The sequence below is a fragment of the Sulfuricaulis sp. genome (genome assembly GCF_040901545.1).
Classification (GTDB): Bacteria; Pseudomonadota; Gammaproteobacteria; order Acidiferrobacterales; family Sulfurifustaceae; genus Sulfuricaulis.
Genome location: NZ_JBBDYL010000045.1, coordinates 274,243 through 299,416, shown reverse-complemented (window position 1 = coordinate 299,416; position 25,174 = coordinate 274,243). Strand labels below are relative to the sequence as shown.

28 protein-coding genes and 1 pseudogene are annotated in these 25,174 nt (G+C 57.3%); 7 read left to right on the top strand and 22 right to left on the bottom strand.

The window, feature by feature from the left end; translation table 11 throughout:
• Nucleotides 1–59 precede the first annotated feature (59 nt).
• The 9 genes from hemP (WD823_RS09770) to WD823_RS09730 form a co-directional block, all read right to left on the bottom strand.
• Nucleotides 60–251: a hemin uptake protein HemP gene (hemP, locus tag WD823_RS09770; RefSeq protein WP_368429292.1), complete on the bottom strand. Its 192-nt coding sequence runs from the start codon at nucleotides 249–251 to the stop codon at nucleotides 60–62.
• 13 nt (nucleotides 252–264) lie between these two features.
• Nucleotides 265–1,239, bottom strand: a complete 975-nt coding sequence (locus WD823_RS09765; RefSeq protein WP_368429324.1) for a Fe(3+) ABC transporter substrate-binding protein — start codon at nucleotides 1,237–1,239, stop codon at nucleotides 265–267.
• A 427-nt stretch (nucleotides 1,240–1,666) separates the two neighbouring features.
• On the bottom strand, nucleotides 1,667–1,900 hold the full coding sequence (locus WD823_RS09760) for a hypothetical protein (protein ID WP_368429291.1): 234 nt from the start codon (nucleotides 1,898–1,900) through the stop codon (nucleotides 1,667–1,669).
• On the bottom strand, nucleotides 1,897–2,076 hold the full coding sequence (locus WD823_RS09755; RefSeq protein WP_368429290.1) for a hypothetical protein: 180 nt from the start codon (nucleotides 2,074–2,076) through the stop codon (nucleotides 1,897–1,899). Before WD823_RS09755 ends, WD823_RS09760 begins: the two co-directional genes overlap by 4 nt.
• Nucleotides 2,077–2,205: 129 nt before the next feature.
• The gene (hemP, locus tag WD823_RS09750) at nucleotides 2,206–2,445 is read right to left on the bottom strand and encodes a hemin uptake protein HemP (RefSeq protein WP_368429289.1); all 240 of its coding nucleotides are present in this window, start codon (nucleotides 2,443–2,445) and stop codon (nucleotides 2,206–2,208) included.
• A 193-nt stretch (nucleotides 2,446–2,638) separates the two neighbouring features.
• Nucleotides 2,639–3,421, bottom strand: a complete 783-nt coding sequence (gene xth / locus WD823_RS09745; RefSeq protein WP_368429288.1) for an exodeoxyribonuclease III — start codon at nucleotides 3,419–3,421, stop codon at nucleotides 2,639–2,641.
• A 35-nt stretch (nucleotides 3,422–3,456) separates the two neighbouring features.
• A complete protein-coding gene (locus WD823_RS09740; RefSeq protein WP_368429287.1) occupies nucleotides 3,457–4,023 on the bottom strand; it encodes a glutaredoxin domain-containing protein in 567 nt (188 codons plus the stop codon).
• A gap of 4 nt (nucleotides 4,024–4,027) precedes the next feature.
• Nucleotides 4,028–4,756, bottom strand: coding sequence for a TIGR04211 family SH3 domain-containing protein (locus tag WD823_RS09735; RefSeq protein ID WP_368429286.1), 729 nt, complete (start codon nucleotides 4,754–4,756; stop codon nucleotides 4,028–4,030).
• Between the two features lie 11 nt (nucleotides 4,757–4,767).
• Nucleotides 4,768–6,825, bottom strand: coding sequence for a M3 family metallopeptidase (locus WD823_RS09730; RefSeq protein WP_368429285.1), 2,058 nt, complete (start codon nucleotides 6,823–6,825; stop codon nucleotides 4,768–4,770).
• Nucleotides 6,826–6,852: 27 nt separating this feature from the next.
• Between WD823_RS09730 and WD823_RS09725 the strand changes: the two genes are divergently transcribed.
• Nucleotides 6,853–7,854 (top strand): serine/threonine protein kinase, encoded by a 1,002-nt coding sequence (locus tag WD823_RS09725; protein ID WP_368429284.1) that lies wholly within the window; start codon nucleotides 6,853–6,855, stop codon nucleotides 7,852–7,854.
• Between the two features lie 97 nt (nucleotides 7,855–7,951).
• A complete protein-coding gene (locus WD823_RS09720) occupies nucleotides 7,952–8,317 on the top strand; it encodes a gamma carbonic anhydrase family protein (protein ID WP_368429283.1) in 366 nt (121 codons plus the stop codon).
• A gap of 50 nt (nucleotides 8,318–8,367) precedes the next feature.
• On the opposite strand, the gene WD823_RS09715 is transcribed toward WD823_RS09720, so the two are convergent.
• Entirely contained in the window at nucleotides 8,368–8,835 is a 468-nt protein-coding gene (locus WD823_RS09715; protein ID WP_368429282.1) for a helix-turn-helix transcriptional regulator, read from the bottom strand.
• A 74-nt stretch (nucleotides 8,836–8,909) separates the two neighbouring features.
• On the opposite strand from WD823_RS09715, the gene WD823_RS09710 reads away from it, so the two are divergent.
• Nucleotides 8,910–9,179 carry a transcriptional regulator gene (locus WD823_RS09710; protein WP_368429281.1) on the top strand — a complete coding sequence of 90 codons (270 nt, stop codon included), beginning with the start codon at nucleotides 8,910–8,912 and terminating at the stop codon, nucleotides 9,177–9,179.
• A 316-nt stretch (nucleotides 9,180–9,495) separates the two neighbouring features.
• Here the strand turns inward: WD823_RS09710 and aroE are convergent, their stop codons facing one another.
• The 11 genes and pseudogenes from aroE to WD823_RS09655 all read right to left on the bottom strand — a co-directional run bounded on the left by aroE (nucleotide 9,496) and on the right by WD823_RS09655 (nucleotide 20,731).
• Nucleotides 9,496–10,365 carry a shikimate dehydrogenase gene (gene aroE / locus WD823_RS09705; RefSeq protein ID WP_368429280.1) on the bottom strand — a complete coding sequence of 290 codons (870 nt, stop codon included), beginning with the start codon at nucleotides 10,363–10,365 and terminating at the stop codon, nucleotides 9,496–9,498.
• Between the two features lie 16 nt (nucleotides 10,366–10,381).
• A complete protein-coding gene (locus WD823_RS09700) occupies nucleotides 10,382–11,422 on the bottom strand; it encodes a sodium:calcium antiporter (protein WP_368429279.1) in 1,041 nt (346 codons plus the stop codon).
• A gap of 22 nt (nucleotides 11,423–11,444) precedes the next feature.
• A complete protein-coding gene (locus WD823_RS09695; RefSeq protein ID WP_368429278.1) occupies nucleotides 11,445–12,059 on the bottom strand; it encodes a glutathione S-transferase N-terminal domain-containing protein in 615 nt (204 codons plus the stop codon).
• Nucleotides 12,060–12,076: 17 nt separating this feature from the next.
• A complete protein-coding gene (gene ubiA, locus WD823_RS09690; protein WP_368429277.1) occupies nucleotides 12,077–12,928 on the bottom strand; it encodes a 4-hydroxybenzoate octaprenyltransferase in 852 nt (283 codons plus the stop codon).
• Complete coding sequence (locus WD823_RS09685) at nucleotides 12,925–13,503, bottom strand: chorismate lyase (RefSeq protein WP_368429276.1); 579 nt, start codon at nucleotides 13,501–13,503, stop codon at nucleotides 12,925–12,927. Before WD823_RS09685 ends, ubiA begins: the two co-directional genes overlap by 4 nt.
• Nucleotides 13,504–13,607: 104 nt before the next feature.
• On the bottom strand, nucleotides 13,608–15,680 hold the full coding sequence (recG, locus tag WD823_RS09680; RefSeq protein WP_368429323.1) for an ATP-dependent DNA helicase RecG: 2,073 nt from the start codon (nucleotides 15,678–15,680) through the stop codon (nucleotides 13,608–13,610).
• Between the two features lie 263 nt (nucleotides 15,681–15,943).
• Nucleotides 15,944–16,321 (bottom strand): annotated as a pseudogene (locus tag WD823_RS09675) (RidA family protein); the annotation flags it as partial.
• A gap of 13 nt (nucleotides 16,322–16,334) precedes the next feature.
• A complete protein-coding gene (locus WD823_RS09670; RefSeq protein WP_368429275.1) occupies nucleotides 16,335–18,611 on the bottom strand; it encodes a bifunctional (p)ppGpp synthetase/guanosine-3',5'-bis(diphosphate) 3'-pyrophosphohydrolase in 2,277 nt (758 codons plus the stop codon).
• On the bottom strand, nucleotides 18,529–18,834 hold the full coding sequence (gene rpoZ, locus WD823_RS09665) for a DNA-directed RNA polymerase subunit omega (protein WP_368429274.1): 306 nt from the start codon (nucleotides 18,832–18,834) through the stop codon (nucleotides 18,529–18,531). Before rpoZ ends, WD823_RS09670 begins: the two co-directional genes overlap by 83 nt.
• Nucleotides 18,835–19,149: 315 nt before the next feature.
• Complete coding sequence (gmk, locus tag WD823_RS09660) at nucleotides 19,150–19,752, bottom strand: guanylate kinase (RefSeq protein ID WP_368429273.1); 603 nt, start codon at nucleotides 19,750–19,752, stop codon at nucleotides 19,150–19,152.
• A 31-nt stretch (nucleotides 19,753–19,783) separates the two neighbouring features.
• Nucleotides 19,784–20,731 (bottom strand): YicC/YloC family endoribonuclease, encoded by a 948-nt coding sequence (locus WD823_RS09655; RefSeq protein ID WP_368429272.1) that lies wholly within the window; start codon nucleotides 20,729–20,731, stop codon nucleotides 19,784–19,786.
• Nucleotides 20,732–20,809: 78 nt separating this feature from the next.
• On the opposite strand from WD823_RS09655, the gene WD823_RS09650 reads away from it, so the two are divergent.
• The 4 genes from WD823_RS09650 (at nucleotide 20,810) to rdgB (ending at nucleotide 24,335) form a co-directional block, all read left to right on the top strand.
• Nucleotides 20,810–21,748 carry a serine/threonine protein kinase gene (locus tag WD823_RS09650; protein ID WP_368429271.1) on the top strand — a complete coding sequence of 313 codons (939 nt, stop codon included), beginning with the start codon at nucleotides 20,810–20,812 and terminating at the stop codon, nucleotides 21,746–21,748.
• Nucleotides 21,749–21,754: 6 nt separating this feature from the next.
• A complete protein-coding gene (locus tag WD823_RS09645; RefSeq protein WP_368429270.1) occupies nucleotides 21,755–22,708 on the top strand; it encodes a PP2C family serine/threonine-protein phosphatase in 954 nt (317 codons plus the stop codon).
• Nucleotides 22,709–22,827: 119 nt separating this feature from the next.
• Complete coding sequence (gene rph / locus WD823_RS09640) at nucleotides 22,828–23,547, top strand: ribonuclease PH (protein WP_368429269.1); 720 nt, start codon at nucleotides 22,828–22,830, stop codon at nucleotides 23,545–23,547.
• Between the two features lie 185 nt (nucleotides 23,548–23,732).
• Nucleotides 23,733–24,335: an RdgB/HAM1 family non-canonical purine NTP pyrophosphatase gene (rdgB, locus tag WD823_RS09635; protein ID WP_368429268.1), complete on the top strand. Its 603-nt coding sequence runs from the start codon at nucleotides 23,733–23,735 to the stop codon at nucleotides 24,333–24,335.
• Between the two features lie 432 nt (nucleotides 24,336–24,767).
• On the opposite strand, the gene WD823_RS09630 is transcribed toward rdgB, so the two are convergent.
• Nucleotides 24,768–25,127, bottom strand: coding sequence for a group 1 truncated hemoglobin (locus tag WD823_RS09630; protein WP_368429267.1), 360 nt, complete (start codon nucleotides 25,125–25,127; stop codon nucleotides 24,768–24,770).
• Between the last annotated feature and the right edge of the window lie 47 nt (nucleotides 25,128–25,174).

Sequence of the window (25,174 nt, the reverse complement as noted above, 5' to 3'; positions counted from 1 at the left end):
TTTCCTGGCTGGCTGGCCCCGGCGGGGTGTGGCTGGCGGTGGATGCGAAACCGCTTCGTCTAGGCGGTCAAGATCAATTTTCCGTTGCTCGTCACGCGTAGTCTGTACTCGCGCCCGGCGTGCTCGATGATCAGCAGATCACTGCCTTTGAACAGTTGCGTGCTGTACAGCCGGCGCACCGCATTTTCCGCGGCGGTGGCGGGCACACCGGCGGACGGCCGATGCGCCCCCTGTTTTTGACGATCAACCATTGCGCGCGGGGTATTATTTGTAACCCGCGCGGTCCATCAGCATCACGGCCTTGGCCTGCAGACTGCCGGTCTTGGAGACGTTGATGGTGTCACCCTTGAACTTGCCCCAGGCCGCAACACCGGCATGCGGCTTCACTTTGGGGTTGGCCGGATACTCCATGTTCTCGTCGGCGAACAGGTTCTGCGCCTTTTCCGACGAAAGCCACTCGAGAAATTTCACGGCGGCTTCGCGATGCTTGGCATGTGTCGTTACACCTGCACCGGATACGTTGACGTGCACGCCACGGTCCGCCTGATTCGGCCAAAACAACGCCAGGTCTGCTTGGGGCTGTTTCTTCATCAACCGGCCGTAGTAATAAGTATTTACTACACCCACGTCGCATTGACCGGCGGCGATCGCTTCCATCAGCTTGGTATCGTCGGGAAAAACGTCGGTGGCCAGATTGGCCACCCAGGATTTAACGATCGATTCGGTTTTCGATTCGCCGAGTCGTGCGATCATCATTGCCACCAACGACTGGTTATATACCTTCTTCGAGGTGCGCAGACACAGGCGTCCCTTCCATTTCGAATCGCCCAGCGATTCGTACGTTGACAGATCAGCGGGTTTCACGCGTTTCGAGCTGTAAACAATGGTGCGCGCCCGCACCGACAACCCGAACCAGCGGTTTTCGGGATCGCGCAGGTGTGCGGGAATATTAGACTTGAGGACTTTCGAGTTAACCATGGCCAGCACACCTTCCTTGGCCGCGAACCACAGGTTGCCGGCATCCACGGTGATCAGGATATCCGCCGGGGTATTGACGCCTTCCGCTTTCAATCTTTCCAGCAGCGGACCTTCCTTGTCAGTGATAAATTTGATCCTAGTACCGGTATCGGCCGTATAGGCGTCGAACAGCGGTTTGATCAGTTGTTCATTGCGCGCGGAATAAACGACAATTTCATCCGTCGATGCCGCGCCGGCGAAAGTCGTTAGCCCCAATGCCATGATTCCAACACAAGTTTTCTGGAAGCTTCGCATAGTTCCCTCCGGAATCTGTTTTAAGAAACGTTAGTATTAATCGTCAAGACGTCCACGGATTCATAGTAGCTACAACAATCACACCTAACGCAGGCACACCTTCCAACAAAAATTAAAATTCCCACTCGATCCTGGCGCGCACGAACTGTCGTTCGCTAGTCCTAGACTATCCGGATACCAAGCCAAATCTCGCGGACAGACCGTTGATCGATTTCCTAATAACCGATGGTATGCATTTCGGTCGAACAGACGTGACCAAACGGCGAGTCACCGGGCGTGGCGAGTGGCGCGAACGACTTGCAGGACAGAAAGCGCCTCTCGCTTCCACAATATTTCTCGAACCACTGACCCACATCGCTCTTTTCCATAAGAAAAAAAGGCTGTGTCGTCTCACTCAATGGCACGACGAATCGCCGAACGCCTGTTTTGCGCTCGTTGCATCGACTTCTTGTGGCGTCATCCGACGCATTGCCAAAGTCAGCGTCTGACACGCGGCCATGAATACTGCAGGCCTTAAGCGCACACTGGCGTGACCGAAGTGCAGATGCACAACGTCGCATTCAAGGCAATGCTCCACAGTGCATGCCGCGCTTTCGGCAAGAATCATGTTCTTGTGCGACGATTTCATCGCCTTGCTCCTTCCGCCGGCCATAGGGAGGCGACATCGCTTACCGACGATGGCGTCGCGGTCCACAAGAACAGCGTAAGCAATACGCCGACCAATAGCGTGCTCAGCAACATGACCGGATCCAGATCGAGAAACGGCCGGTCGAATTGGCGGAGGTTGTGTTGCGGTAGTATCATTTGCCATGCCTCCATAAAGAGAGTGATGTATCTGGCTGGCGTCCCTCGTCAGGGCATGGCTGGCTAGAAAATATGTTCGTTTATACGGCGTCACAGAAAGGTTCATCAATATATAGTCCCGTAGTATCACTAGGCCGTCAGAATCAATTTCCCGGTGCTGGTGCGACGCAAACGGTATTCGCGACCGCCGTGCTCGATGATGAGTTCACCGCGCGCGCCCAACAGTGCCCCACTCGGTACCCGTTGCAAGGGACCTCCAACGGACCCCGGTATATCTCCTCGTACGACATCGTGCGTAAACACTAAATTGGTTTTCCGTGGTTTCACGCCGCCATCCCGGTTTACCTGGTTGTACATCACATAGTTCATGATCCGACAGCGTTGACCGGTTGCACTTTTTGAATAATTCGTACGGATATTTACTCTGGCACAAATTAAACGCAAATGCAAATCGTTCTCATTTAGATTAGCAATTAACTCATGGAATCGTCAAATCGGGAACTGGTAATTCCTATAAACTATTGAATCAGATATATTTTATTATTTTCTGCCCCTACAAACTTTAAGACGGTTGGGGCGCCTGATGAAATTCAGCGAACACCGGGGCGTGATCGGAAGGACGCACGTGCGACCGCGGAACCCGATCGATACGGCAAGCTTGGCATTTAGCAGCCAGAGCGGGACTACTAAGCATATGGTCAATCCGTAATCCGTTATTGCGCCGGAACGCACCGGCGCGGTAATCCCACCAGCTGAAACTCATTGGAGGCTGATCGAACTGACGAAAGACATCCACGAGCCCACCTTGAATTAACCGCTGAAATGCCGCGCGTTCCTTTTCACTGAATAATACATGACCCTCCCACACCTGGGGATCATGCACATCGCGCGGCTCCGGAGCAATATTGAAATCTCCCAGGAGCACGAGCTTTGAATAAACACGCAATTCACCCTTCAGAAAGTTTTCCAGTGCCTCAAGCCAGACCAGCTTAAAATTGTATTTCTCCGAACCCACTTCTTCTCCGTTCGGCACATAGACATTGACCACACGAACTCCGTCGATCGAAGCCGCCAGAAATCGTTTTTGTGCCGTGCCGGCGCCGGACAACGAAGCAACTATTTCTTCGGCCGGTTTGCGACAGATTGTGGCCACCCCGTTATAGGTTTTCTGACCGGCATAAATGGATAAATACCCGGCATCACGAAACGCAGCCGCGGGAAATTCCTCATCGGTTATTTTGGTTTCCTGCAGGCACAGAATATCGGGCTGTTCCTGCATCAACCACGCCAGCACCTGGGGCAAGCGGACACGAATGGAATTGACATTCCATGTCGCGATCTTCATCGGGGGAAATAACAGGCTCGGGAATTGAGGCTGGATCAGTACCGCCGGCGCACGGGCCGGTAACCGGATTCGACCGCGGCGGGTGGATTTCCCTTTTCCTGACTGGCGCCGGTGGACGATTCGGGTGCCTCGGATTTGGGGTATCCGGCTGAATCCAGCTCACCCTCCAGGATGGACTCCACATATCCTTTCATGACCTTCTCGCCGATCATGATGGTGGGCGCCGACAAGGAACCGATTTTTTTCTTGAGGGTTTGCTGCAGTTCTGGGTCGTTTTCAAGATTCTTTTCAGTGAAGGGTACTTGACGTTTCTGCAGGTAGGCACGCGCGAGATCGCAGGAACCGCAAACGGGTACCGAATAAAGCATAACCGGGTATTTTTCAACGATCTTGGCCAGTGTTTCTTCTCCCGTTTCACGCGCTGTCCCGCGGCTGCCGAACACTTTCTCCTCTACCCGGTAACCGGCGCCCTCGGGCGGCGGTTGGTCGCGATAGGTTACGCGTCCCTGGCTATCCACCCACTTATACAGCTTCTCCGCCGGCACCGCGGAAATACCACTTGCCAGCAGCGTCAATATAAACAATAAAAGAATGCGTGCCATTGGTTTATACCCTCAGATACATGCCACCCGAACGTTTGCGGATGGATTCCCGCAGCCATTTGATGCCGGCGACGAATCCAATTCCCAGCATAGCAAAGGATATTCCAAGCCACAGGAAACTGAATGAAAAACCGGCATCCGCCGCGGGATTGCCGGATGGGGTCCAGGCGCCCGTCGCCGATGACGCCGAGTTTTTCGCGGAAATTAGCGCCGCCTGCTCCGAGATTTCTCTTTCCAGTTCTTTGACCCTTGCCGTTTGTTCCGCCAGCGCGGCCTGGGCTTTGTTGAATTGCGCCTGCACTTCTGTGGATGTCGCCGCAGGTTTGATTTCAGCTGCTCGTTCAAGATCCCTGATTTTCGCCGTTTGTTCCGCCAGCGCGGCCTGGGCTTTTTTAAGCTGGGCCTGTCCCTCGGTTGTCTGTGCGCGGCTCTTGGCCAGGTCCTCTTCGAGCTTGGCAACCCGCACGCGGGCCGGAGGATCGGGAGCGAGATAACGCGCCTCGATCCAGCCGACCGTTCCTAGGGGATCGCGCACCTGTGCGAATCGGTCAACCCGTTCGAGCACTTCCAGCGGCACACCGGTCTCGATGGTTTTCACCGCCGGACTGGTTTCATCGACTTCCGCGCGCATGACGAGCCGGATCCGCTCGGCGACGTAAACCGTTTCCGCCTGGGCGGCGGCAGTCAATCCCAGCATGGTCAGGGACATTACCAGTCGCGAATAATATTTCATCGTCCGTTCCTTTAGGCTGTCAGACCACTATGGCGTAACAGGGCATCCATTCTCGGTGCGCGGCCGCGAAAGTTCACGAACAACTCCATCGGTTCGCGCGAACCGCCTTGCTCGAGTATGTTCCGCATAAATTCGAGGCCCGTGGCTCGATCGAAAACGCCGTTTTCCTCGAATTTGCTGAAGGCATCCGCTGACAGCACCTCAGCCCACTTGTAACTATAGTATCCGGCGGCATAGCTGCCAGCGAAAACATGCGAGAAGCTGTTCTGGAAACGATTGAAAGCGGGCGGAATAATCACCGCGACCGCCGCCCGAATTTCATCCAGCAACTGCTGCACGCTCACTCCCCGTTCCGGATCATGGTTACTGTGCAAACGCATGTCGAACAGCGCATATTCCAGCTGGCGTGCAAACTGCATTCCGGACTGAAAATTCTTGGCGGCAATCATCCTGGCATAAAGGCCGGCCGAAATTTTTTCATGGCTCTGGTAATGCCCGGAAATCAAATCCAACGCTTGCCGTTCCCAGCACCAGTTCTCCATGAACTGGCTCGGCAATTCGACGGCGTCCCAGGCAACCCCGTTAATGCCCGACACCCCCGCGTAATCCACTCGTGTCAGCATATGATGCAACCCATGGCCGAATTCGTGAAACAACGTAATGACTTCCTCATGCGTAAATAACGCCGGCCGGCCTTCGACCGGCGGTGAAAAGTTGCACACCAGATGGGCGACCGGGACTTGCACGCCGTGCGCGGTCCGCTTGCGTTGAATGCACTCGTCCATCCAGGCGCCGCCGCGCTTGTTGGCACGCGCGTAGAGATCGATGTAGAACATCCCGCGGAGTTCATCGGCGCGATCACGGATTTCGTAACCGTGGACGTCCGGATGCCACGCCTCGATATCTTTTATTTCGGTAACGGTCAGACCATAAAGTCGCTTGACCACTTCGAACAGGCCCGGGACCACTCTGGTCTCGGGAAAATACGGACGTAAATCCTCTTGCGAGAAGTTGTGCTTGGCCTGCTGGAGCTTGTCGGAATAATACGCGACGTCCCAGGCCTCGAGGTGGTCCACACCGTGCGCCGTCCGGGCATGGCTCACCAGTTCAGCATATTCTTTCTTGGCTGCCGGCCTGGAACGCTCCGCCAGATCGTTCAGGAAATGCATCACTTCGAAGACTGTCTTGGCCATACGTGTCTGCAATGCGTACTCGGCGAAATTGGCGAGGCCGAGCAGCTGAGCGGACTCGCGCCGTAATCGAAGCAGATCCACAATCAGCTTGGTGTTGTCCCACCGTCCGGCGTCGGGGCCCCGGTCGCTTGCGCGCGTAACGTATGCTTCATACATCCGGTGGCGCATTTCACGATTGTCGGCATAAGTCATGAAATTAATGTAGGAGGGTCCTTCGAGAGTGAAGCGCCAGCCCGCCAGATTTTTTTCCCGTGCGTCCTGTTGCGCCATCGCCCGCGCGCTCTCGGGCAGGCCGGCCAGATCTTTTTCATCGGTAATAACGAGATCCCATGCCTGGGTGGCATCGAGAACATTTTCGGAAAATTTGCTGCGCAGCGCCGCCATTCCCTGCTGCAGAATCTTGAAGCGCGCCTGTTTCATTGCCGGGAGCTCCGCCCCGGCGAGCCGGAAATCGCGCAGGGTGTTCTCGATTATTTTCTTCTGCGCCTGCGAAAGTCGCGCCATTTCCGGACTCGCGGCAATGGAGCGATAGCCGGCATACACCCGTTCATCCTGCGCGAGTTCCGTGAAGTAGTCGGTGACCCGCGGCAAACCCACGTTGTAAACCTCGCGCCACGGTTTGCTGTCCATCACCGCGTGCAGATGTGACACCGTTGACCACACCCTAACCAATCGCTCGCGCATATCCTCGATCGGCTGGACAAAGTTTTCCCAGGTAGGGCTGGAACCGCCGGCGATCAGCTGAGCCAACCCGGCGCGATTTTCAGCCAGCACCTGATCAAGCGCCGGGGAAACGTGCGCCGGGAGAATGGCGCTGAATCGGGGCAGTTGCGTCAAATCGAGCAACGGATTGGCAACAAGAGGGATGTTTTCCATGCCGAACTATTATAACGTGCGGCTGCAATGACCGTGCGACACAAAACGCCGCATCCGTATGAGGCGCTCACACCCGAGATCATTCTCGACGCGGTGGAATCATACGAAGTGCAATGTACCGGAGGGCTGCTGGCCCTCAACAGCTATGAAAACCGCGTCTACCGTGTGGATACCGAAAATAACGCATCGGTGGTGGCCAAGTTTTACCGTCCCGGCCGTTGGCAGGAAAGCGCGATCCTGGAAGAACACCGGTTTGCCTGGCAACTCGCCGAGCATGAAATCCCGGTCGTGGCGCCACTGGTGCGACGTGACGGTTCCACCTGCAATTACCATGGCGGATTTCGTTTCGCGGTATATCCATGGCAGCCGGGTCGCGCGCCGGAGTTAAACACCCGCGCCGATCGCGCCCTGCTCGGCCGTTATCTCGGCCGCTTGCACCGGTTGGGCTCAGCCGAACCCTTCCGCCACCGAAGGCGTCTGAGTATTGAGGAATTTGGCCATGGCTCGGTACATTATCTGAAGCAACATCAGATCGTGCCGGAGGATTTGCGCGATCCCTTTTTCACCATCACGGAATACCTCTTTCCGCCGATCGAATCAGCCTTTCGCGCGGCCGACGAAGCCGCGTGGATCCGGCTGCACGGCGACTGTCATCTTGGGAATATTCTCTGGACCGAGACCGGCCCGCACCTCGTGGATTTTGACGACTGTCTCACGGGCCCGGCCGTTCAGGATCTGTGGATGCTGCTCTCCGGAGAAAACGATGAGATGGAAAGCCAGTTGGCGGACGTGCTTTCCGGTTACACGCCGTTCATGGAATTCAATCCCGTCGAATTGCGTCTGATCGAGCCGTTGCGGACGCTGCGCATGTTGCGATATATGGCCTGGCTCGCCGAACGCTGGGACGATCCCGCGTTTCCGCACAATTTTCCGTGGTTCAACACCCGGCGATACTGGGAGGAACAAATCCTGGCGCTCAAGCAGCAGGCGGCGGCGCTCGATGAGCCACCGTTGTCATGGTTGGCATAACAAAAATTGAAAATTTCAGGATTAACAAGATTAAGAATTTTAGCGGCAAGAAATTTTGTTAAACCTATTTCTATTCCTGTCAAATTCTCAGTTTTCCATGGCGATACGTCCCTACAAGAATAGCTTTGCCACCGTTGGCCCCGAGGTTACAACGATGCAGCCGCGGCAGTCATTGGCGCAGACGCCTAGAGGCTGGGCCGTGGTGGTCGGGGATGACGTCACGGTCGGCCATCAATGCATCATTCATGGTTGCACCGTCGAGTCGCATTGCCTCATCGGCATGGGTCCAGCCATTTTCGATGGCGCGATTCTTCGCGGTGGTGTGTCCCTCGGCGCCGGCAATCTTGTCACCGAGGGCAAGGATTTGGCAGGAGGATTTCTGTGGATGGGCCGCCCGGCGCGGAAGGTGCGGGAATTGACGGAAGCGGAAAAAGCCTGTTTTGAATATACAGCGATGCACTAAGTGGAGCTGAAAAATGACTTTTTGAAGTAAGTACCGTCTGCTGCCTTGGGCTAGCGTTTTCGGCGATGCGTCCGCTGTCGCGACTTTCCGCGCCCATTTCCATCCGCAGCAATAAGGGCCCTCACAATCGCTTGTGCGTGCGTACGCTGCTGTGGTTTGAGACGGCGGTATTTGGCAAGTAGATTCCGTTCATCGTTCGACAGTGCCGTGGGCTTGTTCCGCGCCACTCGGTAGCTCCCGGTCTCTTCTGCCACCCGATTCAGATTCGCCGAAGGCACACCCGTCAGGACATACTGCACATCCATTCCGAGCCGGGCGCAAGCGGAAAGTAAGTTTGCGGGAATCGGCGTGCCGCGACCGCCCGGCCGTTCGTAATTGATCACTGTCCATTTGGTCACGCCCAAGACACCTGCAAGCGCTGTCTGGCTCAGGCCAAGACGCGCCCGCTCCTCTTTCAGTCGCGCCGGAGATGAATATTTTACACTTACGCTGTTGACAGGTGTAATTTTTACAACCATACTTTCGCGAATAAGGAAATGGAAAGGTAATGCTGAATATATTCAGCTGAATCCTAACACAAGGAATAACAAGAATGGATTATCTGGAACTTAAGTATGCACTCGCCAAAAAGGGGTACACCCTCACGCGGGTTGCCGGTGAACTGGGGCTGTTCGGACCGCAGTCCGTGCAACAGGTGTTAACGCGCAAATACATCAGCGCCCGCGTCGAGAAACGCGTTTCCGAGATTACCGGAATTTCTCTGGAGAAATTGTTTCCGGACCGTTACCGGACGACAAAACTACGCCGACGCGTTGATGGCGCCACTGGCTTGGAAAAGGCACGCAAAAGCGGTCGGGCGTAAGGTCCGAAACCGGCGAACCCGCCGGGGAAAGCTGAATTATTGCTTAGCTGGGGAACTTTGCCCAGACCGTTCCACAACCCTGATCCTCAGAAAGTGTTGAAACTCAAGCGGCAGGGATTATCGAATTCCCGGATCGCGCGTCGTCCGGGCGTCAGCCAAGGCGCGATTTACAACGTGCCACGCAAAACAGACCGTTGCGGGATTGAAATACCCGGCGATACCGGGAGGAACAGATCCTGGCGCTCAAGCAGCGGGCGGCGCTCGATGAATCCCCTATTTCCTGGTTCGCGTAATTGGCTTTATTGATTAAACTCTGTCAACCGCCCTTGCGCAACGCCATGATGATGTGTTTCGTCTCCGGGCGCACGCCGCGCCACAGCAGATACGATTCGGCTGCCTGTTCCACCAGCATCCCCAGACCATCGACGGCGATCGTGGCTCCATGCAGCATCGCCCACTCGAGAAATGGCGTGGGTTTGTCGCCATACATCATGTCGTAGGCCACCGCATTGTTGGCAAACAGGTTCACCGGTAGCGGAGGCATTTCGCCTTTCAGGCTTGCGCTCGTGCCGTTGATCACGACATCGAAGCGCTTGCCAACCAGTTCCTCGTATCCGCAGGCCTCGACCTTGCCGATGGGTTCAAAGATCTTGGCAAGTTCCCGGGCCTTGGAAACCGTGCGATTGACAATCACGAGCACGGCGGGATTCTGTCTGAGCAGCGGTCCGAGCACGCCGCGCGCAGCACCACCCGCGCCCAAAACGAGAATTTTTTTATTCCTCAGCTGTACGCCGAGATTCTTGGCGAGATCGTGAACGAGACCCGTACCGTCGGTATTGTCGCCGAATATTTTGCCATCAGGTTCGAAGCGAATCGTATTGACCGCCCCGGCGAGTTTGGCGCGATCGCTCAGGTTATCTGCAAGCTGGAACGCTTCGAGCTTGAACGGAACGGTAATATTGAGTCCTTTACCGCCTTCGTCGCGAAATTGCTCCACTGCCTCCCTGAAACCGTCGACGTCGACCCACAGCGCGGTGTACTCGATGTCGTGACCGGACTGGTGGGCAAAATGCCTGTGGATTTGGGGCGACTTGCTGTGGGCAACAGGATTGCCCATCACCGCATAACGCGCCGGGGTTGTTTCTTCTTCCACCATGCTTGCCATTTGTCCGCATCGAGTAGCCATGCCGGCCTATTCTAGGCTATTGCGCGGCTACCGGCACGTAGCCCCAACCCAGGACCACGAGCAGGCAAGCGAAATAACAGAAACCGTTGACGAAAAGATGTACGGCGCGAAGGTTTCCATGACGCAGCCTGAACAGCAAATAGGCGGTGGCGGCAAAGGGAAAGATGACGCCCGCGAGCATTTCAGGGCGTGGCTCCCACGGCATGAGCATGATCCCGACAGCCGGCAGCAAAGTGGCCTGGAATACCATCGCCCCGGTGATGTTGGCGAAGGCCAGCGTATCCTTGCGCGTGCGGATCCAAACAAGGCTGTTGAATTTCTCCGGTAATTCCGAGGCCAACGGCACAATCACCATGGACAGAGCCAGAATCGATACGCCGGTCCACACGGATAACCGCTCCACACCCTGCAAAAATCCCTGCGCACCGAAGACAATGAAGGCGGTTGCGATAACGAGCTGCATGAATATCACCGGCAAGTTCTCCGTCACGCCCAGACGGCCGAACAGGCGAAACAGGTACAAACGCTCAGAAGCCTGGATCCGACGGCCCTTCGCGCCGGATTGACGCGATGTCCGGAAATAGCGAACCAGATAAACGATGTACACAAGCACCAGTCCCAGCGCAAGCAAAATACGCAACCACTTCATCGAATGCGGCGCAAAGATGGCGGCGGTGCCCAAACCGATCGCAATCAGAAACCAGAACAAGTCCCGGTTCAACGCCGTACACTCGGGAGAAAAATGATCCTCCCACCCGCGCCGGGAAATGGCGGCAACCGCGGTCAAAAACATGACGAGTGTGGCAAGCATGAGCGGCGCTCCCAGTATGGCGCCCACCGCCATTTCCTCGCGCACGGATTGGGTGCCGAAGGTGGACAGAACCGCCACCATCGGCACCATGGTGGCAGGCAACGCGGTGCCCACGGGGGTGAAAATCGAACTGGTCATTTCCTCGGTGATTTTCAGGCGTTCGCCGAGATGTTCCAGGGCATTCGTGAAGACTTCCGCACCAATCAGGATTATCAACAGCGCGATGACGAGAATTCCGACTGTCATGCGCCGGGGTCCGGAATCGTGTTCACTTCTTTTCCATACCGGGCGGCCGGGTCTCAGCCAGGGAAGGGCGCTTGCTGATCTCGGCTAACCAGGTCGCGAGCCGCGGATGGCGGGGGTGCCAATCGTGCGGATAACGGAAATCGGTGTATTCCAGCGCCACCGCGATGGCGAGATCCGCCAGTGTGAAATGCCCTGACATCAACCAGGCCCCGTCAGACAAATGGCGTTCGGTGTAATCCAGCGAGCGCGCTACCTTCGCCTCCTGACGGCGGATATTATCGGCGGATTGCTGTTCGGCAGGACGGCGCGATTCGAGAAACCGCGTTACGACGGCATCCAGCACGCCGTCGGCCAGGGCGGTCCAGCACAGCATCTGCCAGCGGGTCTCGCCGGAGGTGGCAAGCAGCGGTGGCGTCTTGAGCGAATCGAGGTATTCGACGATGACCGGCGAATCAAACAGCGTTTTGCCGTTGTCGAGCACCAACACCGGCACTTTGCCGAGCGGATTGAGCGCCGGTATCGGGCTGTCCGCCGCCCACGCATCGGCCACGACAAATTCACACGCCAGATTCTTTTCACGGATTAATACTCGGGCCTTGCGAACATAGGGTGAGGTGAGCGATCCGTAGAGTTTCATTCCCTTGTCTCCTGATCCTATTGTAACAACACGCCGGCGAACACCGAGGCGCCGAACCAGTTGTTGTTCAAAAACGCGCGAAAGCATTCATCGCGCCCGCGGGTACGGATCAAGTGTTGCTGATAAAGCGCAAATCCGAGCCCCGCGACCAGTCCCGCATAATACCCCAGACTCAGGCCGGCCCGTGCCCCGGAAAGCGCCAGCAGCGTCAAAGCCAGGATATGAAACAGAAATACCAGCATGCGATCGTAGCGGCCGAACAGGATGGCGGTGGATTTGATTCCGACCTTGAGGTCATCCTCCCGGTCCACCATGGCATAAAGGGTGTCGTAGGCCACCGCCCAGCAAACGTTGGCGGCCAGTAACAGCCAGCCCACGAGGGGGATCGTGCCCGTTTCGGCGGCAAAGGCCATGGGAATGCCCCAACCGAATGCCACACCGAGATAGAACTGCGGCAAATGCGTATAGCGTTTGAGAAAGGGATAGGTCGCGGCGAGCAAGGCTCCGACAATAGCAAGCAGGATGGTTAACGTGTTGAGCGTGAATACCAGCGCCAGGGCGACGAGACAAAGCACGGAAAAGAGCGCCAGTGCTTCGGTCGGCGTCACGCGCCCGGCGGCGATCGGCCGGTCGCGCGTGCGCGCCACGTGCCGGTCAAAATCCCGGTCAGCATAATCGTTAATGACACATCCGGCGGAACGCATCAGCACCACGCCCGCCACGAAGACGAAGAGGATATGCAGACCGGGGGCGCCGCGTGCGGCGATCCACAAGGCCCAGAGAGTGGGCCAGAGCAACAACAGGATGCCGATCGGCCGGTGCAGACGCATCAACCGGGCATAATCCAGGTATCGGTTAAACGCCGTCACTTTAAAAAATCGGGTATTTCCGGCAGGAAAAATTCACACACGAGCAACGGTTTGCCGCCGAGCCGGAACAGCGAGCGGCGGCCCCAGATTTCTCCGGGTTTCACCTTTAGGTGACGCACGGCGAAGTGATAAATACGGTCGGCAGGGGTGAGACAGGTCACTTCCACTTCGCCGCGTTGCATGGATGGATCGGAAAATAACATGCTTCCCAACGAACGCGCGCCCAGGCGCGTGAACCGATGAAATTTCCTTGCCAGCGTGCGCGGAGGGATGATGGTGCGTGCATAAACCCATGCTGTGTCAGCACACAGCAACTGCACTTGACGCACGACCGCACGAGTACCGGGCCGCATCCCTAATGCCGACGCCTCGTTGCGCAGCGGTCGAATCCGTTCCTGGCTCAAGAGTTGTACGCGAAACGTGTGACGACAATGATTGATGAGTCGTTCCGTCAGTGACGCCGGATCGAGCAACCAAGGCAGGTATTTTTCCGGAATCCGGGAGCGGTTCAGCCGTTGCGCTGGCCGCCAGAGCGGCTCGGTATACCGTTGCGGCGCAGCACTCGCGGTGGCCATGAACAGGGTAAATCTAAGTGTAAGAAAGCCGAATCGTAGCAGAAACGGCCATGCCGGTCAGCGCGCGCGACGACCGTGATCACGCCGAGCGATCACGCTGTATATCAAACATGGCCGAAATCTTCACCGCTGCCCACCCAGCGCTGCACGATGGGATCGACACAATCGGGATAATCCTGGTGTAGTAACTCCGCGATCCGCTGGGCCTGCGGCAGCAGCATGTGGTCGCGCAGCAGATCGGCGATGTGAAATTGCGGCATGCCGGCCTGGCGCGTGCCGAGCAACTCGCCCGGGCCGCGCATCTCGAGATCGCGGCGGGCAATTTCAAAACCGTCGCTGGTCTCGCGCAGCGCCGCGAGCCGCGCCCGTGCCATTTCCGACAAGGGTGGCTGATAAAGCAGCACACAATGGCTTTCCGTGCTGCCACGTCCGATGCGCCCGCGCAGCTGATGCAGTTGTGACAATCCCAGGCGTTCGGCATTTTCGATGACCATCAGCGACGCGTTCGGTACATCCACACCCACTTCGATAACGGTGGTGGCCACCAGCAGCTGGATGGCCCCGCGCTTGAACGCCGCCATGATTTTTTCCTTTTCCGCCGGTTTCAGGCGGCCATGAATCAGCGCCGTTTGCAGATCGGGAAGCGCTTCCCGCAGCGCCTGCGCCGTATCCGTCGCTGTCTCGAGATCCAGCGTCTCGGATTCCTCGATCAACGGGCAGACCCAGTAGGCCTGACGCCCGGCGGCGCAGGCATCGCGAATACGGCTAACCACATCGGCGCGGCGTCCCGCGGGAATGGCGACGGTTTCCACCGGTTGGCGTCCCGGCGGCAGCTCGTTAATTACCGACACGTCGAGATCGGCATACAGGCTCTGCGCCAGCGTGCGCGGGATGGGGGTAGCGGTCATGATCAGCTGATGCGGCCGACGCGAGCCTTTGCTCCCCTTCTCGCGCAGCGCCAGCCGCTGATGCACGCCGAATCGGTGCTGCTCGTCGACCACGATCAATCCCAGCCCGGCGAATTCCACGCCTTGCTGGAACAGCGCCTGCGTGCCGACAACGATGGCGGCTTGGCCCGAGCCGATTTTTTCGAGCACGTCCTGGCGCGTATGACCCGTGAGTTTTCCGGAAAGCCCCGTCACGGCAACGCCGAGCGGAGCGAGCCAGCCGGAAAAATTACGCAGATGCTGATCGGCGAGCAGTTCGGTCGGCGCCATCACCGCCACCTGCAAACCGTTTTCGACCACCTGCAGGCTGGCGCAGGCGGCCACGATGGTCTTGCCCGATCCGACGTCGCCCTGCACCAGGCGTTGCATGGGATGGTCGTGTCGCAGGTCGCGCACAATTTCATCGAGCACCTGATGTTGTGCGCGCGTGAACTGAAACGGCAATCGCGCCATCAGTTCATGGATCATCCTGCCTGCGCCGGTGATGACGGGCGCGCTTTCCTGCCGCACCCGGGCGCGCAGACGCTTGAGGCTCAGGTGATGCGCCAGCAGTTCTTCGAAAGCCAGCCGCCGCACGGCGGGATGCCGGCCCTGAATCAGCAACTCCACCGGCGTCTGCGGCGGCGGTCGGTGCACGAGCGCCAGCGCCTCTGTGAGGGTCGGCAGATGCAATTCCGCCTGCACCGCGGGGGGCAGCCAATCGTGGATTTGATCGAGATAATTATCCAATGCCTGGCGCGTGAGCTTGCGCAGGCTCAATTGATGCACGCCCGTGGTCGCGGGATAAACGGGTGTCAGACTTTCCTCGGCCTTCGAAGCTTGCGTGCTATCGGTGAATTCATACTCGGGATGAATCATTTCAAAACCCAACGGGCCGAACCGCACCTCCCCGAATGCCCGCATTCTCCGTCCGCGCGTCAAATTGGCCTGTTGCGACGCGTTGAAGTAAAAAAACCGCAGGTACAGATGACCGGTGCCATCGCTCACGCGGACAATCAGGCTGCGTCGGCCGCGGTACACCACATCCGCAAGTTCGATATCGCCTTCGATGACGGCGTCGCTTCCGGGGCGAAGACTCCCGATTGGAAGCTGGCGCGTGCGATCCTGATAACGCAGGGGAAGATGGAACAGGACATCCTGAACGGTATGCAGGCCGAGACGCTTGAGTTTTTCTCGCAATTTCGGACCGACACCCTTCAGCGACGTGACCGGTAGCGAATCGACTCGTATGCCCTGTGGAACGCTTATAGTTATGGCCCCCGATCGAACAGGGAGGATCCGGACAGGATTGATATCATGATAACGTCCGGATTCAGGATCGCCGGCATGAATACCAGACTGCTTGCATCTCGCGAACTGATACGCCGCATCGTTCCCTTCTATTTGATTTATGCAACTCTTGCTCTGGTGGATGCATGTTTTCTCCCGCGATGTTTTTTCTGCCTGGCTCGGGAAGGCATTGGCTTGGACAGGCGCACGATCTTCGAGGGCATCAAGACCATGACGGCATCCATTTCAACTTCCGCCCCCTTGGGAAGCGCCGCCACGCCTACCACGGCACGTGCCGGGTAGGGTTCTGCAAAAAATCGTGACATGACCTCGTTCACGAGCTGAAATTGCGAAAGATCCGTGAGATACACATTGAGTTTCACGACATCCTGCAGACTTCCGCCGGACGCCTTGGCCACGGCGTTAAGGTTGTCGAATACACGCCGGATCTGCGTGCGCATGTCGCCCTGTTCCAGGGTCATGGTTTCCGGTATCAGCGGTATCTGCCCCGCCAGGTAAACCGTATTGTCTACTTTGACAGCCTGGGAATAAGTGCCGATCGCCTGTGGCGCATCGGCCGTATTGATTTTTTTCCGTGCCACGTCTGCCGCCTTTTCAGCCTTTCATGCGATTGATCCGTACCACGGACTCGAGTGCGCGAATGCGGCGCATGATCTGAGCCAGATGACCCCGGCCGCGTACTTCCAGCGTGAAGTTCATGGAAGTATACCGCCCGTCGCGGTCATCGAACGAAACCGTGTCGATATTCGCCTCCTGCTCGGCGATCGCCGCCGCGATCGCGGCGAGCACACCGCGCTGGTTTTTCGAATCGACCCGAATATTCACCGGGAATACACTCGAGATGTCGCGTTCCCACTGGACATCGATCCATTGTTCCGGATGTTTGCGGTATTTAACCACGTTCGGGCAATCTTCGGTGTGCACCACGATTCCGCGTCCGGCGGTCAGGAAGCCGAGGATCGGATCGCCCGGGATCGGCCGGCAGCAACGCGCGTAGGTAACGACCACGCCTTCAGTGCCGCGGATCGCGAGCGACGGACTCTTGTCCCGTACCGATTTGCGCTTGAACAGGCCGAAGAACCGGCTTTGCTCCTCGACCAGAACCTGGGACGCGGCGGGCACGAGTTGGCGCGCGATGACGCCCGCCAACCGGTTCCCAAGACCGATATCGCTGAGCAGATCGCTCCAGGTTTTGACTTTGAGGGCTTTCAGCAATCCCCGGCGGGTGTCATCGGACACATCGGAAAGATTGGCGCCGATATCCTCTAGGGCCTTTTCCAGCAGGCGTCCGCCCAGCTTGGCCGATTCATCGGATTTCTGGTTCTTCAGGAAACTGCGAATGTTCGCGCGCGCCTTGCTGGTAACCACGTAAGTCAGCCACGCGGGATTGGGCTGACTCCAGTCGGCCGTGATGATCTCGACATGATCGCCGTTGCGCAAGATGGTCCGTAATGGCGCGAGTTGATGATTAATCTTCGCGCCGATACAGCGGTTGCCGACATCGGTGTGCACATCGTAGGCAAAATCGATGATCGTGGCGCCACGGGGGAGCTTCTTGATCTCGCCGTTGGGTGTGAATACATATACCTCGTCGGGGAACAGGTCTACCTTGAGGTGCTCGAGAAATTCATGCGGGTTGCCCGCTTTCTGCTGGGTTTCGAGCAAATCCTTCAGCCAGAGCAGCGCGCGCTGCTGTACCGGATCCGCGGCGGTGTCGCCGCTCTTGTACAGCCAGTGCGAGGCGACTCCGGCCTCGGCCACGCGATTCATGTCCTGGGTGCGGATCTGCACTTCGATGGACACACCGAACGGACCAAACACCACGGTATGCAACGACTGGTATCCGTTCGCCTTGGGAATAGCGATGTAATCCTTGAAGCGCCCGGGAATGGGTTTGTAAAGATTGTGTATGACGCCGAGGGCGCGGTAGCAGGTATCCGCCTTGTCCACGATTACGCGAAACGCGTAAATATCGTAGACCTGATCGAAGGACACATGCTTTTGTTCCATTTTCTCGTAAATGCTGTAGAGATTTTTCTCGCGTCCGGTCACTTCCGCCGCCAGTCCCTCGCGCTCGAGCTGCGTGGTGACGGCGGTGCGGATTTTCTCGACGATCGCCTTGCGGTTGCCGTGACGCTTGCGGACCGCCTCGGAAACGATGCGGTAACGCATCGGGTGGAGCGTGGCGAAGGCGAGATCCCCCAATTCCACCGCCCACTGATGCACGCCCAGGCGGTTTGCGATCGGGGCATAAATATCCAGCGTTTCGCGCGCGATGGCGCGACGGTGTTCAAGATTGAGCGCGCCAATGGTGCGCATGTTATGCAAACGGTCGGCGAGCTTGATGAGAATGACGCGGATATCGCTTGCCATGGCAAGCAGCATCTTGCGGAAATTTTCCGCCTGCGCCTCTTCCTGCGACTGGAATTCGATGCGGGTTATCTTGGAAACGCCGTCCACGAGCTCGGCGACGTCGCCACCGAACTCCTGCGCAATGTTCTCTTTTGCCGTGGGGGTGTCTTCAATTACGTCGTGCAGAATCGCGGCGATGATGCTCTTGCCGTCAAGACGCATCGACGCCAGGATGCGGGCGACTTCAAGTGGGTGATAAATATAGGGTTCGCCGCTGACACGGTGCTGCCCGTGGTGAGCCTTGGCGCCAAACTCATAGGCCCGGTAAACCTGGGCGACGTCTCTGGGTTCGAGATAGGTTTCTAGGAGCGCGCACAGATCGCTGATCTGAAATCGCGGCGGTGACGCCGGCGGAGCGCTCGTTAACGGTGCCAGCTCAGGCTTCGGTTCCGTTCTCTTTGCCGGAAGCCGGGCTGAAGGTTGCCCCGCCTGTTTGGGTTTGGTCGGCTGTGTCTTCATCGGCCTCTAGTCCGGCTTGCGGAGTTTCCTCTTCCAGAATGGCGTTGGTTACAAATCCGCCGGCGATCTCGCGCAGTGCGAGCACGGTCGGCTTGTCGTTTTCCCGCGGCACACAGGATTCCGCTCCGGCGATCAACTGGCGCGCGCGGCGCGTGGCCACCAACACCAGCTGAAATCGGTTATCCACATTGTCCAGACAGTCTTCAACCGTGATACGGGCCATACCTATACCTCAATCGTTATTGCGGCGGCATTAATCCATTTGTAGCGCAGACCCCGATAAACAGGGTCATGTCTTGAGTATAAGACGCCTTGCCGCCGCCATAACAGGCAATCTTAAGAGATTCGATTATCGATCCGGCGCCACGAACGTTTCAATTACATCTGTGCCGGATCGATAATCACGAAACGCGGTTAGGCCGCGGGATATGCCATAGGATATCTGCGTCTATCCCACGCGTCGGGAACCCTGGGAACCAAGCCAAGGACATGCCTCGCGTTCCATCTTACTGATATAGAGACTTTTTTACCACTTAATCTAATCAGACAACAGGGCCTGAATATCCACGTTCAACGGCCGGGGACTGCCAACGCCGGTGATAATCGCCCTCAAATCACCGAGGGCGGAGTCAAAATCGTCGTTCACCACCACGTGGTCGAATTCCGGGTAATGGGCCATTTCCGCCATTGCCTGTCGCATGCGCGACTCGATCACTTCCCGCGAGTCCTGACCGCGCTTGATCAGCCGCGCTTTCAGTTCGGCGCGCGAGGGCGGCAGGATGAAAATACTGACCGACTCCGGCATTTTTTCCTTGATGGCGTGCGCGCCCTGCCAGTCAATATCGAGGATGACGTTCTTTCCCTGGCGCAGCATGTTCTCGACGGCGGCACGCGACGTGCCGTAGAAATTCCCGAAGACCGTTGCGTGTTCGAGGAACCGGTCCGCCGCGACCATTTCATCGAACTGCTCCTGGTTCACAAAATAGTAATGCGTCCCGTGCTGCTCGCCCGCGCGCGGTGGACGCGTCGTATGCGATACCGAGAACGCCAGGTTCGGCATGCTTTCAATCAGCGCCTTCGCGAGGCTGGTCTTGCCGGTACCGGATGCGGCGGAAAAAATAAACAGTCGTCCTTTGTCCATGAATTCTTATTTTTGCCGTCGGCGCATGGCGTTATTCGATGTTCTGTACCTGCTCGCGCATCTGCTCGATCAACACCTTGAGTTCCACGCCGACGTTGGTCAAGCGCGTGTCGGTGGATTTGGAAGCAAGCGTGTTGGCTTCGCGGTTGAGTTCCTGCATCAGGAAGTCGAGCCGCCGGCCGATGGGGCCGGGCTGGTCGAATACGCGCCGGATTTCGGTAAAGTGCGCCGTGAGACGATCGAGCTCCTCGGTCACATCGGATTTCTGCGCAAACAGGACGATCTCCTGTTCGAGGCGCGCGGGCTCGAGTTGCTGCTTGATTTCCCTCAGCCGTCCTTCCAGTCGCACGCGGAAAGTTTGCGCCGCTTCCGGGGCCAATGCTTTCGCCTTGGCCGTCAATTGTTCCATGGTCGCGAGCCGCTGCCCCATGAACTCCTGCATGCGCGCGCCTTCGCGCATTCGCGTCTCGACCAGCTCCTCGATCGCGGCTTTCAGCGCCTCGAGCGCCGCAGTGCCTAGGCCTTCGATGTCCGGCGACGACACCTTGAGCACGCCCGGCCAGCGGAGAATATCGATCACGCGCAGCGGCAGGACATCAACCGCCAATCCCCGCAAGTGGCCGGCCGTCACCAGCAGACGTTGAACCTGCTCCTCGTTCAGATCGATGGCGTCGGCGACCGCCTCGTTCGGCTGAAAACGCAGGGTACCGTCGACTTTGCCGCGCGCCAGCCGCGCATTGATCAGTTCCCGGACACGCGGCTCCAGCGCCCGCAATTCTTCCGGCAGTCGCAGAGCGATTTCAAGATACCGGTGATTTACCGAGCGCAGTTCCCAGATCAGCGCACCCCACTGGGTGACGGCCTCCTGCCGGGCAAAGGCGGTCATGCTGGCGGTTACGGGTGGGGATTTGGCGCGATTCATGGGCTTGGGGATGGTAAACCGAAACCGGCACGGGTGAAACCCGAGAACATCGGCCATCCCAAATGAACCATATATAATTGATATTGAACCGCCAAACTTGACGCCTATTCCGCCGGTCAACCCTAAATCGATAGCATGAAGATCACCAACGCCCTGCCATCCGGTTACCAGCTGCATCATTACCGCATCACCAAAATCCTGGGCGGTGGCGGCTTCAGCATCGTCTATCTGGCCCATAACGACCGGACCGGGAAACCCGTGGTGATCAAGGAATACCTGCCCAAGAACGAGGCGACGCGTCCCGACGGGGTGACCGTGGAAAGCCTGTCGACGGAAAGCTTCTCGACCTTTACCACCGGGATGAAGCGTTTTTTCGATGAAGCCAATGCACTGGCCAAGGTCAATCACCCGAATATCGTGCGCGTCACGGATTTCTTTCGCGAGAACAACACCATCTACATGGTAATGAATTACGAAGAGGGCCGGGATCTGCGCTGGTACATCAAGCGCCATGACGGGCGCTTAAGCGAAAAATTCATGCGCACGGTGTTTCCCAAACTTCTGCTGGGATTGCGCGAACTGCACCAGCATCGGCTCCTGCATCTCGATATCAAACCGGCGAATGTTTATCTGCGGCCGGGCGGCTCGCCGCTGCTGCTTGATTTCGGCGCGGCACAGCCGTCATCCGTCAGCGAACGGCGCGCACTTCCGCATACACTGACGCGCGGTTTCGCGCCCATCGAACAGCACCAGCGCGGTCATCTCGGACCCTGGACCGATCTCTATGCCATCGGCGCCACCATGTGGGCCTGCCTCTCCGGTAAAGCCCCGCCGCCGGCCACGGCCCGGGCGGAAAAAGACAAATACAAACCCGCGGTGCGCCAGTTCACGGGGCGTTATTCAAACCAGTTGCTCGAGGCGGTGGACTGGTGTTTGCAAATGGATCAGATGAACCGACCGCAAAAAGTCGACGACTTGCTCGATTTTCTCGGGAAAGATCCCATCGTGGCGCCCAAACCGCCGCCGGATTCACTGATCGAACGGCTGACGGATAAATTCCGGCGCGGTAGGTAGAAAATAATGAAATACCAGATCACCCAGTACAGTCTCCGCGGGGCGCGGCCGAAAAATGAGGACCGTGTGAGTTACGCCGAACGGGACAATGCCGTGATCATGGCCGTGGCCGACGGGCTCGGCGGACACCTCGGCGGTGAAATCGCGGCGGAAATTCTGGTGCAGACACTGATGCGCGATTTTCGGACGGTGCGTCAACCGGTCATTGAGCACCCCTCGGCATTTCTCGCGCTCGGCATCCTGCACGCGCATCATGCGATTATTTCCCAGGGCCAAGCGAGCCAACCGCCGATCGACCCGCGTACCACGTGCGTGGTCTGCCTGGTACAGAACGGTTATGCCTACTGGGCGCACGTGGGGGACAGCCGGTTGTATCACTTCCGCCGGGGCCAGCTGCTCCTCCGTACGCAAGATCACACTACCGTCGAGGAACTGCATCAAGGCGGATTATTGAGCGAGACAGAGATGCTGGAACATCCCCAGAAAAGCCATTTGCTCGACTGTCTCGGGGGTCCTCACAAACCGACGATCAGCGTCGGAGAAGAAACCGCGTTGCAACCCGGCGACATGCTGTTGTTGTGCACCGACGGACTGTGGGAGGCGTTCACCCCCGATGAAATCCTGAAATATCTTCGAACGCCGGGATTGGAAGCGGGCATGGAAGAAATGCTGTATGCGGCGGTGAGAAAACGGGGAGAAGGTTGCGACAACGTCAGTGCTGTCTGCCTGCGCTGGGAGGATGCCGTCACCCGGAGCGCGCCGGTGCAGGGCAAGGCGGCGGCGCGGGTCGATGAGGCCATGTTGCGCGATGAAGCCCGGCGCCATCTGCCGCACATCGCCAAATTACCGCCGAAGAAATCCGCCCCTCCGATCGAGGAAGAGGCCGATGACAAGAACAAATCCATTAAAAGCCGTATTCAGGAGATCGAGGATTTCCTCAAGAAGTTCGAAGCCAAATAAACCGGATACAGGATACAAGTTACAAGATACAGGCAGACGTCACCGATGTGCCGGTTTCGCTTTATATAGATTCTTGTATCTTGTATCTTGCGACTCGTATCTGTTTCCCAAGGAAACCCATGCGGCCCAGCGGACGTAAACCCGATCAATTGCGCGACATCCGGATCACCCGGCATTACACCAAGCATGCCGAAGGCTCGGTGTTGATCGAATGCGGCGAGACGCGGGTGATATGCAATGTGACCGTCGAGGAAAAGGTGCCGAACTTCCTCAAGGGCAAGGGCCAGGGCTGGGTCACGGCGGAATACGGCATGCTGCCGCGCTCGACCGGCAGTCGCATGAACCGCGAGGCGTCCTCGGGAAGGCAGGGCGGGCGTACCCTGGAAATCCAGCGCCTGATCGGGCGCGCGTTGCGCTCGGCGCTGAACATGAAGCAACTGGGTGAATGCACGTTTACCATCGACTGTGACGTCATCCAGGCCGATGGCGGCACCCGCACGGCCGCCATCACCGGCGGGTGTGTGGCGCTGGTGGATGCCATCAACCACGTACGCAAACGCGGATCGATCTCAGACAACCCTTTGCGTCATCTCGTCGCCTCGGTGTCCACCGGAATCTTCGGCGGCGAGGCGGTACTCGACCTCGATTACGCCGAAGATTCCAACGCGGGGACTGATATGAATTTCGTGATGGACGATGCCGGCGGTTTCATCGAAATCCAGGGGACGGCGGAGTCCGGGCATTTCAGCCTGGAAGACATGCTCGCGATGACCAAGCTTGCCCAGCAGGGCATACGCGAACTCATCACGCAGCAGAAGAAAGCGCTGGAAATAAAATAGACAGGATTCACAGGATTTTCAGGATTTTGATGCGCGCCTTCCCTGGCGCGCACCCTGACGGGCGGCCTGTGGCCGTCCAATTTTGTTCCTGACAAAATTGTCAGGATTAATTCGGAAATAGTTTAGCTTCAATCTTGTTAATCCTGTTTTAATCCTGTTAATCCTGTGAAATTTTCTGTTTCGCAATGACAAAAAACATAGTACTGGCGAGCAACAACCCCGGCAAACTGCGCGAGATCAACCAGATCCTCTCGAATCTGCAGATTACCGTGGTCCCGCAATCCGATTTCAAGGTGCCGGATGCCGAAGAAACCGGCTCGAGTTTCGTCGAAAACGCCCTCTTGAAAGCACGCAACGCCTCGCGCCACTCGGGTCTGCCAGCGATTGCCGATGACTCCGGGATCGAGGTGGATCACCTTCATGGGGCACCCGGCATTTATTCCGCCCGCTACGCCGGGCATGGCGCAAGCGACGAACAAAACGTGAAAAAATTGCTGGCCGATCTCAAAGGTGTGCCGAACGCTGCGCGCACCGCACGGTTCCAATGCCTGATGGTGTTCCTGCGTCATGAATCCGATCCCGATCCCATTATTTGCCAGGGAACGTGGCAAGGAAAAATTCTGCATGAACCACGCGGCGCGAATGGATTTGGTTATGATCCGGTTTTCTTTGTACCCACCCACAACTGCTCCGCCGCCGAACTGCCGCCGGAAGTGAAAAATAAATTGAGCCATCGGGGACAGGCGTTGCGGGCGTTGGTTTCTGCTTTGGGACATACCCACTTTTAGTTGTCATTCCGGCGAAAGCCGGAATCCCGGTCTTGAATGGTTCGCGCGCTCTACGCGCGACTCAAAAGCATAATTGCGGGTGGCTCCGCCCCTGCGCCCTGGGTTTCTTTTCTTTGTTCGCGCAAAGAAAGGTAACCGAAAGAAAGCGCGCCCCCGAGTCTGCGCCCGCAAACATCGCGGGTCCCCTCACCCCTTCGGTCGCCTCAGCGGGTGCGCATACGGCGCATCCCTGCGCCGGATGCGCACGCTCGCGATCCCTCGCTCGCCCCTGCGGGTCGGTACTTCGTCTTCCCTCGGGGTTCGGCTTGACTCAGGGGGTGATTAGCACAACCATGCCGAAGTTATACGGTGGTTTTGAAATCGAATTTATAGTTAGGAACCATTTCTGAAGAGATCTCTTCAGAAATGGTTGAATAATTTAGACTAGCTTATTCAAACGAGCATAATATGAGACCGCATACTGTAGAGCACAAATAAAACTTCTTCTTGTTCGCGTTGACCGATGTTGTTTTTCTCCAAAGCTGACAAAGCATCATCCAGGACCGCCATAAATTCCGTGGCGGCGATATTCATCCCTTTATGTGCTGCTAACATATCCTTACCCTTATAAACATCGGGACCGCCCGTTCCCGAAATAAAAAATGTGGCGGCTGCATTCTTTAGTTTGGGTATATCGCTCTTAGAAAATCGTGCAGCAATAGTCTTGTTCAATAAATGATTATCGACGACATCATTCGCTATTTTGACGATACCTTCAGTGCCACCCAGCCTTGTATAGAGTGATTCGCTCATAATACCTCTCCAATTTGTAAAAAATAATAATTTCTATACTCTGTTGG

What these genes read in the sequence shown, in the direction of transcription:
- hemP (WP_368429289.1), bottom strand. Translation starts at nt 2,445, where the DNA reads ATGAACTATGTGATGTACAACCAGGTAAACCGGGATGGCGGCGTGAAA.
- WD823_RS09735 (WP_368429286.1), bottom strand. Translation starts at nt 4,756, where the DNA reads ATGAAATATTATTCGCGACTGGTAATGTCCCTGACCATGCTGGGATTG.
- WD823_RS09645 (WP_368429270.1), top strand. Translation starts at nt 21,755, where the DNA reads ATGAAATACCAGATCACCCAGTACAGTCTCCGCGGGGCGCGGCCGAAA.
- rdgB (WP_368429268.1), top strand. Translation starts at nt 23,733, where the DNA reads ATGACAAAAAACATAGTACTGGCGAGCAACAACCCCGGCAAACTGCGC.
- WD823_RS09700 (WP_368429279.1), bottom strand. Translation starts at nt 11,422, where the DNA reads ATGACAGTCGGAATTCTCGTCATCGCGCTGTTGATAATCCTGATTGGT.
- WD823_RS09720 (WP_368429283.1), top strand. Translation starts at nt 7,952, where the DNA reads ATGGCGATACGTCCCTACAAGAATAGCTTTGCCACCGTTGGCCCCGAG.
- WD823_RS09695 (WP_368429278.1), bottom strand. Translation starts at nt 12,059, where the DNA reads ATGAAACTCTACGGATCGCTCACCTCACCCTATGTTCGCAAGGCCCGA.
- hemP (WP_368429292.1), bottom strand. Translation starts at nt 251, where the DNA reads ATGGTTGATCGTCAAAAACAGGGGGCGCATCGGCCGTCCGCCGGTGTG.
- rph (WP_368429269.1), top strand. Translation starts at nt 22,828, where the DNA reads ATGCGGCCCAGCGGACGTAAACCCGATCAATTGCGCGACATCCGGATC.
- WD823_RS09655 (WP_368429272.1), bottom strand. Translation starts at nt 20,731, where the DNA reads ATGGCCGATGTTCTCGGGTTTCACCCGTGCCGGTTTCGGTTTACCATC.
- WD823_RS09765 (WP_368429324.1), bottom strand. Translation starts at nt 1,239, where the DNA reads ATGGCATTGGGGCTAACGACTTTCGCCGGCGCGGCATCGACGGATGAA.
- xth (WP_368429288.1), bottom strand. Translation starts at nt 3,421, where the DNA reads ATGAAGATCGCGACATGGAATGTCAATTCCATTCGTGTCCGCTTGCCC.
- aroE (WP_368429280.1), bottom strand. Translation starts at nt 10,365, where the DNA reads ATGGCTACTCGATGCGGACAAATGGCAAGCATGGTGGAAGAAGAAACA.
- WD823_RS09630 (WP_368429267.1), bottom strand. Translation starts at nt 25,127, where the DNA reads ATGAGCGAATCACTCTATACAAGGCTGGGTGGCACTGAAGGTATCGTC.
- WD823_RS09740 (WP_368429287.1), bottom strand. Translation starts at nt 4,023, where the DNA reads ATGGCACGCATTCTTTTATTGTTTATATTGACGCTGCTGGCAAGTGGT.
- WD823_RS09685 (WP_368429276.1), bottom strand. Translation starts at nt 13,503, where the DNA reads ATGGCCACCGCGAGTGCTGCGCCGCAACGGTATACCGAGCCGCTCTGG.
- WD823_RS09715 (WP_368429282.1), bottom strand. Translation starts at nt 8,835, where the DNA reads ATGGTTGTAAAAATTACACCTGTCAACAGCGTAAGTGTAAAATATTCA.
- WD823_RS09710 (WP_368429281.1), top strand. Translation starts at nt 8,910, where the DNA reads ATGGATTATCTGGAACTTAAGTATGCACTCGCCAAAAAGGGGTACACC.
- WD823_RS09650 (WP_368429271.1), top strand. Translation starts at nt 20,810, where the DNA reads ATGAAGATCACCAACGCCCTGCCATCCGGTTACCAGCTGCATCATTAC.
- rpoZ (WP_368429274.1), bottom strand. Translation starts at nt 18,834, where the DNA reads ATGGCCCGTATCACGGTTGAAGACTGTCTGGACAATGTGGATAACCGA.
- WD823_RS09670 (WP_368429275.1), bottom strand. Translation starts at nt 18,611, where the DNA reads ATGAAGACACAGCCGACCAAACCCAAACAGGCGGGGCAACCTTCAGCC.
- gmk (WP_368429273.1), bottom strand. Translation starts at nt 19,752, where the DNA reads ATGGACAAAGGACGACTGTTTATTTTTTCCGCCGCATCCGGTACCGGC.
- WD823_RS09725 (WP_368429284.1), top strand. Translation starts at nt 6,853, where the DNA reads ATGACCGTGCGACACAAAACGCCGCATCCGTATGAGGCGCTCACACCC.
- WD823_RS09760 (WP_368429291.1), bottom strand. Translation starts at nt 1,900, where the DNA reads ATGAAATCGTCGCACAAGAACATGATTCTTGCCGAAAGCGCGGCATGC.
- WD823_RS09730 (WP_368429285.1), bottom strand. Translation starts at nt 6,825, where the DNA reads ATGGAAAACATCCCTCTTGTTGCCAATCCGTTGCTCGATTTGACGCAA.
- WD823_RS09755 (WP_368429290.1), bottom strand. Translation starts at nt 2,076, where the DNA reads ATGATACTACCGCAACACAACCTCCGCCAATTCGACCGGCCGTTTCTC.